Genomic DNA, 15,278 nt, shown 5'->3' with positions numbered 1-15,278 from the left:
TTGGAAGACATGAAGAAGATGGTCCGGCTTAGTCGGGCTGCGCTGACTGGAACTGGCCAAGGAAAACCAATGACCGACCCATACAACTCCGCTGCAATCCGTTCGACAGCGTCACTTCTGAACGACTCGATGGTCACGACGGCGTTCGAGCTCCCGGGCTACCGGATCGTTCGCAATCTTGGTCTCGTGCGCGGCATTACCGTCAGGTCCCGCTCGATCGTCGGCAACTTTCTTGGCGGGTTGCAGACCATCTTCGGCGGCAACATCACCATCTACACGGAACTTTGCGAGCAGGCTCGTCACGAGACCTATCGCGACATGGTGCAGCACGCCAGGCAGCTGGGCGCCAATGCGATCATCGCTGTCCGTTATGACGCCACCGAGCTCATGGCCGGGCTTACAGAGGTGCTGTGCTATGGCACGGCGGTTGTTGTCGAGCCGCACGGCACCTGACTCAACCAGGCACATGCAGCTTCGCGGCTGAAGCCGTTCCCACCGTCAGCGCAATGCGCTGTCGGGCACGTCGAGCTGGATCGAAAGCGCGAGGTGGTCCGACTGCGCCGCCGGCAATGCGCGCGCGTTCGAGGTGCGCAGGCCGTCGCCGACCAGGATGTGGTCGATCGCGCGCTGCGGGCGCCAGCTCGGGAAGGTCGGCACATCGCCCTCGGGCGGTTGCAGCCGGGTGCTGCGGAACAACGCCTGCATTTCCGGCCGGTCGATCGAGCAGTTGAAGTCGCCCATCAACACCGCATGCGGGTGGTCGTGCAGCAGTTCGGCGATGAAACCGAGCTGCGCGGCGCGCGAAGTCGCGCCGAGCGAGAGATGCGCCACCGCGACCAGCAATGCGGCATCGCCTTCGCCATAGCGCGCCAGCAGCACGCCGCGGCCGGAGATGCGGCCGGGCAGCGGATGGTCGATGACTTCGCGCGGTTCCAGCCGGCTCAGCAGGCCGTTGGCGCTGGAGGCGACGCCGCCGACGCGGCGGTTGGGCTGGTGGCTCCAGTAGTCGAAGCCGCCGCGTTGGGCGAGGTAATGGGTCTGGTTGGTGAACCCGGAGCGCAGGCTGCCGGGGTCACTCTCGTTGAGGCCGACGATGTCGTGTTCGCCGGCCAGCTGCGCGATCGTGTCGAGGCTGCCGCGCTTGTTGCCGGCCGGCAGCACGTGCGACCAGCTGCGCGCGACGTAGTCGTGATAGCCGCGCGTGCTCGACCCCGCCTGGATGTTGGCGCTTAGCAGGCGGAGCCGGCGCGTCTCCATTCGAGGCGTGGTTGCCAGGTCAGCCGCCGGCCGGGGCCGGGGCAGCGGACTTGGCGCGCTCCTGCGCGACCAGGTGGTCGGCGATGCGCAGGCTGTCCTCGAAGCTCTTGCCGACGACCTTGTACTTGCCGTTGATCACCAGCGACGGGGTCGAGTCGACGCCGCTGCGGGCGATGAAGTTGCCCGCGCGCTTGAGCTTGGCATCGACCGCGAAGCTGCTCATGGTGCTTTCGAACTGCTTGGGATCGACGCCGTACTTGGCGTAGAAGCCGGCGATCTGGGCGTCGGTCGGCAGCGGCTGCACTGGCAGGGTGTGGTCGACGTGGATGGCGTTGAACATCGCCTCGTGCGTCTTGTCGAGCACGCCCATCGCCTGCGCGGTGTAGAACGCCTTGGCGTACGGCATCCAGTAACCGCCGAACGGCGCGGCCAGCGGCACGAACTTCACGTCAGCAGGCTGCTTGGCCTTCCAGGCCTCGACCAGCGGCTCGAAATGCGCGCAGTGCGGGCAGGTGTAGCCGAACACTTCGATGACTTCGATCTTGCCGCTGGTGGGCTCATAGGTCTGGCCGCCGGCGATCTCGACGTAATCGGTGCCGGCGACCGGTGCCGGGCCCTCCGGCGGGGTGGCGGCAGCCGCCGGGGCCGCCGGAGCCGGGGCTCCTGGAGGCGCGGTCTCGACAGGTGCGGTTTCGGTCGGTGCCGCTGGTGCGGCGGGGGCGGTCTCGGCCGGTGCCGTGGTGGTGGCCGCCGGGGCCGCCGGGGCAGCGGCATCCGCCGGTGCCGGGGCCTGCTTGGAGCAGGCGGACAGGACGAGCAGGCCGGTCAGAACCACGGCAAGGTGGGGCAGGCGCGAGGTCATGGATCGAATTCTCCGCAGGTGGCTATGGCTGGAAGGTGTGGCCGGCGCGCGTGTGCGTCCGGGCCATGCAAGAGGTGTTGCCGCAAGAATACCGGCCGCCGGGGCTGACCGGTATTGCGCGGTGCGCAGTCAGCGTGTCGCGGCGCGTTCGCGCGCGACCAGTTGGTCGGCGATGCGCAGGGTGTCGTCGAAATTGCGGCCGAGGATGCGGTACTTGCCGTTCACGACCAGCGTCGGCGTGCTCTCCACGCCACTGCTGCGGATGAACTGCTCGGCCTTGTCCATGCGTGCCTGCACCTGCGGGCTGTCGTAGGTGCTGGCAAAGCGCTGCGCGTCGACGCCGTACCGCGCATAGAACGACGCGATCTCGTCGACCGACGGATTGCGCAACGGCAGGGTGCCGTCGGTGTGCAGCGCCAGGAACATCGCGTCATGGCTCCGGTCGGCCACGCCCAGCTCCTGCGCGGCATAGAAGGCCTTGGCGTAGGGCGTCCAGAAGCCGCCGAACGGCGCCGCCATCGGCACGAAGCTGACCTGCCTGGCGTTGCTGGCCTGCCACTTGGCGATCTGCGGCTGGAAGTGCGCGCAGTGCGGGCAGGTGTAGCCGAACACCTCCACCACCTCGACCTTGCCCTTCACCGGCGCAAACGGCTTGCCGCCGTCGATGACCTCGTAATCGCTGCCCTCGACCGGGACCGGTGCGGCATCGGCCGCCATCGCGCCGGAGACCAGCGTCGCGGCGGGCAGCAGGGCAAGCAGAAGCAGTGACTGCAGGAACGGACGACGGCTCATCGATCGGGGTCTCGTCAGGGCTGAGGGGGACGGATCTCATCTACATGAAAACAAAACGCCGGTCGTGTGGACACGACCGGCGCAAGCGAACAACAGGAGGAGATGATCGCTGTGACCGTGGGTCAGCGGCGAAAGTTCCGCCTTTATGAACCGGTGGCGGGTGCCGCCGGCTCCTGGGTCGGGGCGGGCGCCGGAGCGGGCGTCGCCGCCGGGGCGACCGGAGCCGGCGCTGCGGCGGCTGGCTCCGGCGACTTGGCCGCGGCCAGGTCGTCGTGGCTCGGGTGCAGGCCCTGCAGGTAGCTCGACAGCGAGCCGATTTCCTCGTCGCTGAGCTGCTTGGCGACCGTGGCCATCACGTTGAACAGGTGCGCATCGCGCTGGGGCGTGGTGCCGGCGCGGTACTCCTCGAGGCGGCGCTGGGTGTAGGCCGACTGCTGGCCCGCGATGTGCGGGTAGGCCGGGCCGGGGTTGCCGGCGCCGTCGGGGCCGTGGCAGGCCATGCAGGCCGGGATGCCGCGGGCCTTGTCGCCCGAGCGGAACAGCTGCTGGCCGACCTCGAAGAACTTCTTGCCCGAGTTCGGGCCGGTCGCGACGACGGTGTCGTCGGCGACGCCGGCGCCGGCCTTCTGGGTGGCGAAGTAGGCGCCGATGTCGCGCGCGTCCTGGGCACTGAGGGCGTCGGCGAACGGCTTCATGACCGCGGCCATGCCGGTACTGCGCTCGCCGCTCTTGAACAGGGCGATCTGGTGGGCGATGTAGCGCTCGCTCTGGCCGGCCAGGCGCGGGTACTGCGGATCGGTCGGGTTGCCATCGAGGCCGTGGCAGGCGGCACAGGTGCCGGCCTTGGTCGCGCCGGCCTTGGCGTCGCCCCAGACGACCTTTTCCGGCGCGGTGTTCAGCGCGGCGGCCTGGACCGGCGCGTTGTCCGGGACCGGGGTGACGGTGGTCTGGGCATAGGCGACGGCAGCGGCCGCCATTGCGGCGAGGCCGATCATGCCGAGGACGCGGGCTTGGCTCATGTAGCTGGGCTCCGAAACACTTCAAGAGGCGCCCAGGATTGCGGACGCCGGAACCGCGGAATTATCGTCGCCGCTCCCGGTCGGGTCAACGCGGATTAAGCGCACGAGCTGCCCGAGTCAGGCGTTTTGCTGTGTTTTCGGCCTTTTGCGCGGGCCTGGGTCGCTGGCTTGGGAGGCAATTCCGGCGGTCGGGGGCGTCGCCATGCGATCCTATGGCATGGCCAATCCCTTCGTTCGCGCCCGCTACCTGCTGGCGGCGCATAACCACAAGCAGCTGCCGCCCGAGGGCGGGACCGAGGTCGCATTCGCCGGCCGCTCCAACGCCGGCAAGTCCAGCGCGCTCAATGCGTTGTGCCAGCAGAACGCGATGGCGCGGGTCTCCAAGACCCCGGGCCGGACCCAGCAGCTGGTCTATTTCGACATCACCCCGCCCAGCGAGGAGCCGGTCCCCGGCAACTACCTGGTCGACCTGCCCGGCTACGGCTACGCCAAGGTGCCGCAGGATCTGCAGGCGCACTGGCAGGCCTTCATCCACCAGTACTTCCAGACCCGCGAGTCGCTCAAGGGGCTAGTGGTGGTGATGGACATCCGCCATCCGCTGCGCGAGTACGACCGGCAGATGCTCGGTTATGCGGTCAATCGTGGCCTGCCGGCGCATGCGTTGCTGACCAAGGCCGACAAGCTGGGGCGCGGGCAGCAGACGCAGACGCTGCATGCGGTAAGGCGCGATCTGTTCAGTGCCTTTGGCGACACGGTGAGTGTGCAGACGTTCTCGGGCGAGTCGAAGCAGGGTGTGGAAGAGACGCGCGCCGTGGTCGCTGGCTGGCTGGGCCTCTGAAGCCTCCCGTCGTCCCGGCGAACGCCGGGACCCAGACCCGCCCCCCATCAGCATCGTCACGTCATCCCGGCGCATGCCGGGATCCCATTTTGCTGTTGCCGTTGCTCTCGCCCCTTGAAGGCAGCAACAGCTTCCGCCATCAGAGCGGCAAAGCCGAAAGCGAAAGCCAACGTCCTTGGATCCCCGCCTGCGCGGGGATGACGGTTGGCCGCCCGTCATTCCCGCGAAGGCGGGAACCCAGCGTCGTTGCTTTTCGCTTGCCGAAGACCGTGCAACGAATCGCCAGAGCGTTGTCCGCAGGGGCGGGGAGTGCTTCGCGGCGGGACATGGATGTCCCGCGCCCCGCCTTCGGACAGGATGTCCGACGAAGGGGCGGAGCACTCCCCGCCCCTGCGGACAACGCCGCTCCGGAGCAAAGGCAACGTCAAGATGGATCCCGGCGTTCGCCGGGACGACGTGACATTGCTGATGGGCTACCGGCCTGGGTCCCGGCGTTCGCCGGGATGACGGTGAAGGCCGGGCAGCCCATAAAAAACCCCCGCCGGATCGCTCCGGCGGAGGTGTGTTCTGGAGCCCGGGAGGGGGATCAGAACTTGTACGACGCGCCCACCAGGTAGGTGCGGCCCCACTCGATGTACTCGAGCGGACGATCCTTGCTGCTGGCGTAGGTCTGGTACGGCGAGTTGGTCAGGTTGCTGCCCTGCAGGTACAGGCTCAGGCCCGACATCGTGCCTTCGCCGAACTCGTAGCTGATCTGCGCATCGAGCTGGTCGTCGCCCACCACGTAACGCAGCGTGCGGTTGCCGTTGAAGTTGCCGATCTCGCCGATGAAGTCCGAACGCCAGCGCTGGCTCACGCGGGCCTCGAAGCCGCCGCGCTCGAAATACGCCGTGAAGCTGTACACCTCGTCCGACAGGCCCGGCAACGTGATCGGCTGGGAACCGACGCTGCTCGCGCTGTCCGGATCGACGATCTCGATGTCGCTGTCGTTGAAGCTGGCGTTGGCGACGATGCCGAAGCCTTGCAGCGGCTCCCACAGCATGTCCAGCGGCAGCGACGCGCTCAGCTCCAGGCCCTGCAGCATGCCGCCCTGGCCGTTGTACGGCGCAGTGAAGTTGCCGGTGGGCTGGGCCGGCAGGCCATTCTCCGGCGGCACGTAGTCGGCGACGAAGGCGCTGAAGTCGTAGCCGTCCTGGGTCTGCTTGTAGATATAGCTGCGCAGGTCCTTGTAGAAGTAGGCAGCAGCCACGTAAGCCCGGTTGTCGCCGAAGTACTTCTCGTACGACAGGTCGAACGCATTGGCACGCCACGGATCCAGGCGCGGGTTGCCGCCGGTCGCGCCGGGAATGCCGGTCGAGGTATCGACGCCGAACTCGAGCGAGGCGCGCATGTCGTCCACGCGTGCGCGCGCCACCTGGCGGGCGAGGGCGACGCGCAGGGTCTGGTCATGCTCGAACGAGAACGCCAGGTTCAGGCTCGGCAGCACGTCGGTGTAGGTCGTGCCGTCCTCGAACGGCTTGGGCGCGCCGCCGCCGGGTGCCGTGCCGTCCCAGTAGTTCGCATTCGACGACTGGTCGGTGTGCTGGATCTGCACGCCGACGTTGCCGCGAACACCGACCGAGCCCCATTCGGTGTCGATGTCGGCCTGCACGTAGCCGGTGGTGATCTTCTCGTTGACCGTCCAGGCCTTCGAGACCAGATACGACAGGTCGGACTGCGGATTGAAGGTCATGTAACGACCGACAGCGCCGGGGACATTCCACGCGGGGATGTAGCCGATGCCAGCGAAACCGAGGTTGACCGGGTCGTACTGCAGGTCAGGTGCGATTGCGATTGCGCAATCCTGGCAGATGTTGATGTTTCCCTCGGGCTGTGCCTTCTGCTTCTCGCGGTCGGCATAGTTCAGGCCGATGTCGATGTTCGACAACCAGCCCATCGCCGACGGAGCCGGCAGCGAGACGACGACGCGCGCACCCTTGAGCTCGTCTTCCACGCTGGGCACTTTGCCGTAGCCCGAACCGTAGATCGTGTTCGAGAGGAACAGAGCGCTCGGATCGGAATAGTCCAAGCCCGGCGCCAGCTGCGAGAAGTTGCTGCTGGAGTAGGCCAGGTTCAACGTGTCGCGCAGCGTCGAGGGAAGTTGCTGGGTGTTGTTTTCCAGACTCAGCTCGTCACGGCTGGCCTTCGAATAGCTGAGGTCTGCGTTGACGCGGGCATTGCCCACGGCAAAGTCGTTGTTCCAGCCAAACGCGTTGATTTCGTCTTCGCGCTTGTTGTACATGCCGCGCACCAGCGGGTAGATGCCGGTGGCGCTGCCGCCAACGAAAGTGCCGTTGCCATTGATCCGCGCGCCGTTGATCAACAGACCGCTCGGATAGTTGCCGAGGTTGACCTCGAACTGGTTGGCGGTGTCGACCTGCTCAGCTTCGGTGTGGAACAGGTCCAGCGTGCTGGTCCACGCGTTCGACGGACGGTATTGCACCGTCGCCATGATGCCGTCGCGTTCGGCATAGCCGGTGCGGCGCAGGGCCTTGATGCCGTCGGAGTAGTAGGTGAAGTCGGCAACGCCGGGGCGATCGAGCGGCGAACCATCATCGTTCCGGTCCTTCCACGGCTCGTACAGACCCACCTGCTCTTCCTGGATCGGCGTCTCAAGGTGCGAGTAGCCGATCGAGAAGCCCAGGGTGTTGTCGAGGAACTGGCCGATGTAGCTGGCGTTGATGCGGTTGCCGTCGCCATCGCTGTCGGCGGCCGAACCCAGCGAGTTCTTCTGGTAGCGGGCGCCGAACACGGCCACCGGCTCGCTGTAGCTCAGCGGGCGCACGGTCTGCATGTCGATGGTGGCCGACAGGCCCTGGCCGACCAGCGATGCATCGGGGGTCTTGTACACGGTCACGCCGTTGAACAGCTCCGACGGGTACTGGTCGAACTCGACGCTGCGGTTGTCGCCGGTGCTGACCACTTCGCGGCCATTGAGCAGCGTGGTGGCGAAGTCGGGCGACAGGCCGCGGACGCTGATGACCTGCGCGCGGCCGGCCACGCGCTGGGCGGCCAGGCCCGGCAGGCGGGCGATGGATTCGGCGATGCTGATGTCAGGCAGCTTGCCGATGTCTTCGGCCGAGATGGCTTCGACGATCGAGGTCGATTCCTTCTTGGTCGAGATGGAGCTTTCGATACCGGCGCGGATGCCGGTGACCACCACCGAGTCCAGCGTCGTGGCGTCCTGGCCCGGCGTGCCCGGCTGGCTCGTTTCCTGCGCCTGGGCGCCTGCGGCGATCAGCATCGTCGCCGATGCCAGTGCCACGCTCAGCAGATTGCGCTTGAGTTGCATCTCCCCTCCCACTGCATAGTGTTTTTATAGTCGGCTTGCGTACGTCGCGGCGATTGCGCCGCCGATCGTCGAAGCCCGCGCGCCAGGATTGGCAATATGAAAGACCGTTCCAGAACGTAGCGCGATGGTAGACGCCCGCATCGCTGCACAAATTCCATTGCATACGTATTCATCGCCGGCGCGCGCAGACAGGAAGCGTGTGCAATCGTTTTCCGGGACAAATTCGCCCCCTGCCGCCGGCCGCAGGGCTGGCGGCGCCGGGGACGCCAGGTTGCATCCGTGCAGCGGCTAGGTCGCTGGCGCCTCCGGCGCAGGCAGGAAATCGCGACAGCGCGGCATCGCGGCGGCCGCAGGCGTGGCGTACGCCCAATGCAGGAACACCGGCAACATGCGCGCCCACGACGCCTGCTGGTGGCGGCCGTCGGCGAGCAGGAAGAAATCGACGTCGGAGTGTTGCCGGCACGGTGCATACGCCAGTGACACCGAGTAACCCGATCCGACCAGTCCGCGCTGGTCGCGCGCGCCGTCGCGGCCACCCCGTATCAGCGTCAAGGCGTCGTCGAGGGCATCAAACACGCCGTCGCGGTCGCGGTCGTCGGTCTCTTCGCTGCTGCCAACGGCAATGAACATGCGCAGGCCATCGCGCTTCGGGCCGCGCTCGACCTGCCCCTGGGCGAGGCGATCATCGCCGCCGGCTTGCAGCGGCGGTAGCCAGAACGAGGGTGAGAATGCACCGACGCGCCCGAACAGCTCCGGGTACTGCCAGCCCATGTCGAAGGCCTGCAACGCGCCCAGCGACCAACCGAGCATGGTGCGGCCGGAGGCGTCCGGCACGGTGCGGTAGTGGGCATCGATGTACGGCACCAGCGTGCCCGCCAGCCATTGCGCGTAGCCGTGCGCGCGCGTTCCGATCGGACCGAAGCGCGAGCGGCCGGGGAGGCTGGCGCCGGCGGCGCGGTCGGACAGGCCATAGGTGCCCATGCGATCGGTGAGCATGTCGATGGCGACCACGATCACCGGTTCGATCGCCTGCTGCGCGTACAACCGCGACAGCGTCGTTTCGAGCCCGACGGCGGGCATGTCCTGGCCGTCATTGATATAGAGGACGCCATAGCGGCGGTCGGTCTGGTCGTCGTAGCCCGGCGGCAGGTACAGCGAGACCTTCACCTGCTCCGGCGCGAAGGCCGGCGCGTCCAGTTGCACGCGGACCGGTTCGGCCCGCAGCGGCAGCGCGAGCGATGCGGTCAGCACGAACGTGGCAAGTGCGCGCGCGGCGAGGGCAGCACGCGCGCGCACCAATCGATCAGCCAATGCGTGCGTAGAACACGCCGTGCGCCGGCAGGTGCAGCCGGCCAGCGTCCACGCGCCCGGCCAGCAGCCCGTGGTCGTCGACGGGCGCAAGCGCGCCCAGATGCGCGGGAATCTCCCACTGCTGTGGCTGCGCCGACAGGTTGAACACCACCAGCAGGGATTCGTCCTCGCTGCCGCGGGTGAAGGCCAGCACCGGCTCGGGTGCATCGACGAAGGCGATGTCGCCTGCGACCAGCGCCGGATGCGCCTTGCGCCAGCACATCAGGTGACGCACGCCATTGAGCACCGAATCCGATTGCGCGTCCTGCACGGCGACGCTGCGCGCGCTGTGCGTGTCGGCCACCGGCAGCCACGGCTTGCCGTCGCTGAAGCCTGAATGCGTGCCGCCGTTCCACGGTATCGGCGTGCGGCAGCCGTCGCGGCCCTTGAAGGTCGGCCAGAACGCGATGCCGTAAGGATCCTGCAGCGATTCGAACGGAACCTCCGCTTCGGTCAGCCCCAGCTCCTCGCCCTGGTACAGGCAGACCGAGCCGCGCAGCGAGCACACCAGCGCCACCAGCTGCTTGGCGAGGTCGTCGGACGCACCATCGCCGCCCCAGCGCGTCACCGCGCGACGGACGTCGTGGTTGGAGATCGCCCAGCACGGCCAGCCGCGGGTCATCTTCGCTTCCAGGTCCTCGACCGTGCCGCGGATGTAGGCAGCGTTGAAGTCGTCGGTCAGCAGCTCGAAGCTGTAGCCCATGTGCAGGCGCTGCTCGTTGACGTACTCGCCCATCGTCGCCAGCGAGTCTTCCGAGGAGATCTCGCCCAGCGTGGTCGCGCCCGGGTAGCGGTCGAGCAGGGCGCGCAGGTCCTCGAGGAAGTCCAGGTTCTGCGGCTGCGTGTTGTTGTAGTGGTGGTACTGGAACGCGTACGGATTGTCCGGGCTGAAGCCACGCCCGGTGCGCAGTTCCGCCGGCTTGGGCGGGTTGTCGCGCAGTTGCCGGTCGTGGAAGCAGAAGTTGATTGCGTCCAGGCGCAGGCCGTCGACGCCGCGGTCGAGCCAGAACCTCACGTTGTCCAGCGTCGCCTCGCGCACGGCCGGGTGGTGGAAGTTCAGGTCCGGCTGCGACGACAGGAAGTTGTGCAGGAAGTACTGGCCGCGGCGCGGTTCCCAGCGCCAGGCGACGCCGCCGAACAGCGACAGCCAGTTGTTGGGCGGGGTGCCGTCGGGCTTCGCGTCGGCCCATACGTACCAGTCGGCACGGGCGTTGTCGCGGCTCTCGCGGCTCTCCTTGAACCACGCGTGCTCGACCGAGGTGTGGCTGAGCACCTGGTCGATCATCACCCGGATGCCGAGCGAGTGCGCCTTGGCCAGCAGGCGGTCGAAGTCGTCCAGGGTGCCGAACAGCGGGTCGACATCGCGGTAGTCGGCGATGTCGTAACCGAAGTCGGCCATCGGCGACTTGAAGAACGGCGAGATCCAGATCGCATCGACGCCGAGGCTGGCGACGTAGTCCAGCCGCTCGATGATGCCGGGCAGATCGCCGACGCCGTCGCCATTGGTGTCGAGGAAGCTGCGCGGGTAGATCTGGTAGATCACCGCGCCGCGCCACCATGCTGCGTCCTGCAACATTGCCACCTGCCTGTCCGTTGTGACTGCCGCCATCGTCATCCGCGCGCCGCTTGTGTGTCGTTGGGCGCGCCGGGGGCACGCATTGGTGCGCACTATTCCATGACGGGTAGCCGCTGGGATTGCCAGGTCCGCCTGCTTGGCGATGAATACGTATGCAGCAAACCCATGCGCATCCGCGCCGCGAACTACCATGGCCGCTGTTCGAGAAGGGGCGATGCATGAGTCAAGCCGCAACCGCACGCTGCCAGGCCTTGGTTCCGGGGCTTGTCGCGGGTGCGCTCGCCATCGCCTGCTCGGTCGCGTTGGCGCAGCCTCCCGCCGCGCCATCCGATGCTGCATGGCAACACGGTTTGTCGTGGCGCGCACAGTCCGTCGAAATGGTGGACGGTGGCCAGGGGTACGTGCTTTCCGGTGCTGCCAAGCCGCGCACGATCCCGGCGCAGTCCTTGCGCAGCCAGACCGCAAGCCCCTTGTTCGACGGCCTGTTCGCCCTGGCCCAGCTCGAGTTGCAGCAGGCGCAGGTGGAATCGATCACCGACGGCGCCTTCGACAACGGCAAGCCAATCGCCTGTCCGTGCTTCGAGACCGGCGAGAAATGGCGCTACGTCTGGACCCGCGACGTTTCCTATGCGGCAGACCTTGCCTTGGCGCGGGTGTCGCCTGAACGCACGCGCGCCTCGTTGCGCTTCAAGTTGTCCGGCGTCAGGCCGCCGGCGGCCGCCGGCGGATTCTTCGTCGCCCAGGACACCGGCTCGGGCGGCAGCTGGCCGATCAGCAGCGACCGCGTGGTGTGGTTCCTGGCGGCGCGGCATCTGATCGACGGCACGGACGCAGACAGCCGCCGCTTCGCCGACGAGACCTGGCGCGCGCTGGCAGACACGCTGGCGCAGGACCGTGCCTTCGTCTTCGACGAAAACGTCGGGCTGTATCGCGGCGAAACCTCGTACCTCGACTGGCGCGAGCAGTCCTACCCGCGCTGGACCGCGAACGACGTCGGCTTCATCGCGCAGTCGTTCGCCCTGTCCACCAACGTCCTGCAGTACCAGGCACTGCGCCTGGGCGAGCAGATGGCCAAGCGCCGTGGCGATGCCCGCGCGGCGACCTGGTCGCGCCAGGCCGATGCGCTGGCCAAGGCCATCGACCGCGCGTTCTGGCGCGAGGATCGCGGCCTGTACATGAGCTACATCGGCACGGCCGAGCATCGCGTCCCGTTCGAGGCGTATGACCTGCTCGGCCTGGCGCTGGTGATCGAAAGCGGTATCGCGCCGCCCGATCGCGCGCGCCGTGCACTGTCGCGCTACCCCGCGCTGGAAAGCGGCAGCCCGGTGATCTGGCCGCAGCAGCCCGACACCGCGATCTATCACAACCGAGCGATCTGGCCGTTCGTCAGCGCGTATTCGCTGCGCGCCGCGCGCTCGGTCGGGCACGCGCCGCGCATCGCCCACGAGATCCGCTCGCTGATGCGCGGTGCCGCGCTGGCCGGTTCGAACATGGAGAACTTCGAGCTGGTCACCCAGGCTGTGCATGCCGACGACGGTGCGCTCAGCGGGCCGGTGGTCAACTCGCCGCGGCAGCTGTGGTCGGTGGCGGCGTACCTGGACATGGTGATCGAAGGCGTCTTCGGCGTCGGCGAGGACGGCAGCGTCAAGCCGATGCTGCCGGCCGAGCTGGTGCCGATGCTGTTCGGCGACCGCGACGAGATCTCGTTGCAGCTTGCCCAGCGCAAGGTCACGCTGCGCCGTCCGCGTGCGATCGAGGGCGACCTGCTGGTCGCCGGCACGACGCACGTCGATGGCCCCGACACGGTCGTCGATCTGGTCGCCACCCGCAGCACGCCGGCGACGCTTGCCACGGACGCGGCGGCATTCGCGCCTGCGTCGCCGCAGGCGCCGCTGGTGCACTCGGCCGGCGCGCAATGGCGGGTCACACTGCCACCGGGCACGCGGCTGTACGTCGATGGCCAGCGCCGCGCCGATGCCGGCACGTCATCGACCGCGGTGACGCTGGCCAGGCAGCCGTACCAGCAGTGCCTCAGCCTGACGCGGATCGGCGAGAGCGGCGTGGAGTCGCTGCACGGTCCGACCCATTGCATCGCAGACGAGACCCGGGTCGCCGGTGACTGGCCGCGCCTATGGACCGCGACGTCGGGCGGACGCTTCTCGGTGCGCCTGGACTTCGTCAATCCGCACGGTCCGATCAACACCGGCATCACCGCGGCGGTGAAGACGCTGGTGGTGGAGTGCCCTGGACGGCCGCAGCAGAGCGGAACACTGGTGATGCCGCACGGTCCGGCCCGGCAGCTTTCCAGCGCAGTCGTGTTCGACGCCAAGGTCGGCGCGAAATGCCGTTTCGACCTGCGCGACGGGTTCAACATGAGTTATCTGAGCCACTTTTCCCATTACACCGGCGGCAGCGGTGGCGCGACGGGGGCGTTGAACTCGGCGGAGTTGGGGGAGCTGCACGTAGTGCAGCTTGGTCCCACTGACACCTCGCTGGTCGTCATCCCCGCGAAGGCGGGGACCCAGTGACTTTGGCCATTGACCGTCATCCCCGCGAAGGCGGGGACCCAGTGACTTTGGCTCATGACCGTCATCCCCGCGAAGGCGGGGACCCAGTGACTTTGGCTCTTGACCGTCATCCCCGCGAAGGCGGGGACCCAGTGACTTCCGCCGTCATCGACGGGTTATCCAAATTACGGGTTCCCCCGCAAGCCATCCCATGACGCGCATCCACTCCAACGAGACCGGCCAGCCAATGACCACCAAACCGCAGCTGTCGTTCTGGCAGATCTGGAACATGTGTTTCGGCTTCCTCGGCATCCAGTTCGGATTCGCCCTGCAGAACGCCAATGTCAGCCGCATCTTCCAGACCCTGGGCGCCAGCGTGGACGAGATCCCGGCGCTGTGGATCGCCGCGCCGCTGACCGGGCTGATCGTGCAACCCATCGTCGGCTATCTCAGCGACCGGACATGGACGGGACTCGGCCGGCGCCGCCCCTACTTCCTGATCGGTGCGGTGCTGGCGACGCTGGCGCTGTGCGCGATGCCAAACTCGCCGACGTTGTGGATCGCCGCCGGCCTGCTGTGGGTGCTGGACGCATCGATCAACATCTCGATGGAACCGTTCCGCGCCTTCGTCGGCGACCAGCTGCCGACCTCGCAGCGCGCCAGCGGCTTCGCCATGCAGAGCTTCTTCATCGGCATCGGCTCGGTGATCGCCAGCCTGCTGCCTTGGTTCCTGGCGCAGGTCGGCGTCGGCAACACCGCCGGCCCGGGCGAGGTGCCCGACACCGTGCGCTACGCCTTCTACTTCGGTGGCGCGGTGCTGATGCTGTCGGTGGGCTGGACGATCATCCGCACCCGCGAGTACCCGCCGGAGGTGCTGCGCGCACACGACACGCTGCAGCGCGCGCCGCAACGCACGCTCGACCACGCACGCGCACGCCGCAACGGCGCGCTGTGGCTGCTGCTCGGCGCGGCCGGTGCCTACGTGGTGATGCACTACAACCTCGACCGCCAGCTCTACGTGCTCGCCGGACTGGCTGGCGGCTACGGCCTGGCGCTGCTGGTGGTGACGCTGTTGCGGCGCGACAGCGCCTTCGCCCACATCATCGGCGACATGCACGACATGCCCGCCGAGATGCGCCGACTGGCGGTGGTGCAGTTCTTCTCCTGGTTCGCGCTGTTCGGCATGTGGATCTACACCACCGGTGCGGTGACCGGCGTCCACTACGGCACCAGCGACACCGGTTCGGCCCTCTACAACGAAGGCGCCAACTGGGTCGGCGTGCTGTTCGCCGCCTACAACGGCTTCGCCGCGCTGGCAGCGGTGGTGATCCCGTGGATGGTGCGCCGCATCGGCCTGCGCATGAGCCACCTGGTGAATGTGTGGCTCGGCGGCCTCGGGTTGATCTCGTTCCTCTTCATCCGCGACCCGCACTGGCTGCTGCTGTCGATGGTCGGCGTCGGCTTCGCCTGGGCCTCGATCCTGTCGCTGCCCTACGCCCTGCTGGCCGACAGCGTGCCGGCGGAGAAGATGGGCGTGTTCATGGGCATCTTCAATTTCTTCATCGTGATCCCGCAGCTGGTCGCGGCCAGCCTGCTCGGCTTCCTGCTCAAGACCATCTTCGGTGGACAGCCGATCCAGGCACTGACGATAGGTGCCGCCAGCCTGTTCGTCGCCGGCCTGTGCGTGCTGCGCGTGCAGGACCCGCGCGCGGCAACGCTCGCCGCCAGCCACTGAGACCATTGCCG

11 protein-coding genes are annotated in these 15,278 nt (G+C 67.6%); 4 read left to right on the top strand and 7 right to left on the bottom strand.

Going from position 1 to position 15,278, the window contains the following annotated elements; genetic code table 11:
• Positions 1-69 precede the first annotated feature (69 nt).
• A complete protein-coding gene (locus tag AC3A3X_RS04090; protein WP_487581775.1) occupies positions 70-453 on the top strand; it encodes a YbjQ family protein in 384 nt (127 codons plus the stop codon).
• Positions 454-498: 45 nt separating this feature from the next.
• Here AC3A3X_RS04090 and AC3A3X_RS04085 read toward each other — a convergent pair whose 3' ends face one another.
• The 4 genes from AC3A3X_RS04085 to AC3A3X_RS04070 all read right to left on the bottom strand — a co-directional run bounded on the left by AC3A3X_RS04085 (position 499) and on the right by AC3A3X_RS04070 (position 3,930).
• Positions 499-1,257, bottom strand: a complete 759-nt coding sequence (locus tag AC3A3X_RS04085; RefSeq protein ID WP_200609119.1) for an endonuclease/exonuclease/phosphatase family protein — start codon at positions 1,255-1,257, stop codon at positions 499-501.
• Positions 1,258-1,276: 19 nt separating this feature from the next.
• A complete protein-coding gene (locus AC3A3X_RS04080) occupies positions 1,277-2,119 on the bottom strand; it encodes a thiol:disulfide interchange protein DsbA/DsbL (RefSeq protein ID WP_487581774.1) in 843 nt (280 codons plus the stop codon).
• Positions 2,120-2,248: 129 nt separating this feature from the next.
• Entirely contained in the window at positions 2,249-2,911 is a 663-nt protein-coding gene (locus AC3A3X_RS04075) for a thiol:disulfide interchange protein DsbA/DsbL (protein ID WP_487581773.1), read from the bottom strand.
• 143 nt (positions 2,912-3,054) lie between these two features.
• Complete coding sequence (locus AC3A3X_RS04070; RefSeq protein WP_487581772.1) at positions 3,055-3,930, bottom strand: c-type cytochrome; 876 nt, start codon at positions 3,928-3,930, stop codon at positions 3,055-3,057.
• Positions 3,931-4,147: 217 nt separating this feature from the next.
• Between AC3A3X_RS04070 and yihA the strand changes: the two genes are divergently transcribed.
• Positions 4,148-4,768, top strand: a complete 621-nt coding sequence (gene yihA, locus AC3A3X_RS04065; RefSeq protein ID WP_487581771.1) for a ribosome biogenesis GTP-binding protein YihA/YsxC — start codon at positions 4,148-4,150, stop codon at positions 4,766-4,768.
• 586 nt (positions 4,769-5,354) lie between these two features.
• Here yihA and AC3A3X_RS04060 read toward each other — a convergent pair.
• From AC3A3X_RS04060 to AC3A3X_RS04050, 3 genes are all read right to left on the bottom strand, one after another.
• The gene (locus tag AC3A3X_RS04060; protein WP_487581770.1) at positions 5,355-8,099 is read right to left on the bottom strand and encodes a TonB-dependent receptor; all 2,745 of its coding nucleotides are present in this window, start codon (positions 8,097-8,099) and stop codon (positions 5,355-5,357) included.
• A 288-nt stretch (positions 8,100-8,387) separates the two neighbouring features.
• Entirely contained in the window at positions 8,388-9,410 is a 1,023-nt protein-coding gene (locus AC3A3X_RS04055) for an alpha/beta hydrolase (RefSeq protein ID WP_487581769.1), read from the bottom strand.
• Positions 9,403-11,025 carry an alpha-glucosidase family protein gene (locus AC3A3X_RS04050; RefSeq protein ID WP_487581768.1) on the bottom strand — a complete coding sequence of 541 codons (1,623 nt, stop codon included), beginning with the start codon at positions 11,023-11,025 and terminating at the stop codon, positions 9,403-9,405. The genes AC3A3X_RS04055 and AC3A3X_RS04050 overlap by 8 nt, the downstream gene beginning before the upstream one ends.
• A 218-nt stretch (positions 11,026-11,243) precedes the next feature.
• Between AC3A3X_RS04050 and AC3A3X_RS04045 the strand changes: the two genes are divergently transcribed.
• Both AC3A3X_RS04045 and AC3A3X_RS04040 read left to right on the top strand, forming a co-directional pair.
• The gene (locus AC3A3X_RS04045; RefSeq protein WP_487581767.1) at positions 11,244-13,553 is read left to right on the top strand and encodes a glucosidase family protein; all 2,310 of its coding nucleotides are present in this window, start codon (positions 11,244-11,246) and stop codon (positions 13,551-13,553) included.
• A gap of 226 nt (positions 13,554-13,779) precedes the next feature.
• Entirely contained in the window at positions 13,780-15,267 is a 1,488-nt protein-coding gene (locus tag AC3A3X_RS04040) for an MFS transporter (protein ID WP_487581818.1), read from the top strand.
• The last annotated feature ends 11 nt before the right edge of the window (positions 15,268-15,278 follow it).

It is taken from the genome of Lysobacter sp. Soil_N_23 (assembly GCF_057656135.1).
The sequence above is the reverse complement of the archived record's forward strand: the minus strand, read 5'-3'. Positions and strand labels throughout refer to the sequence as shown.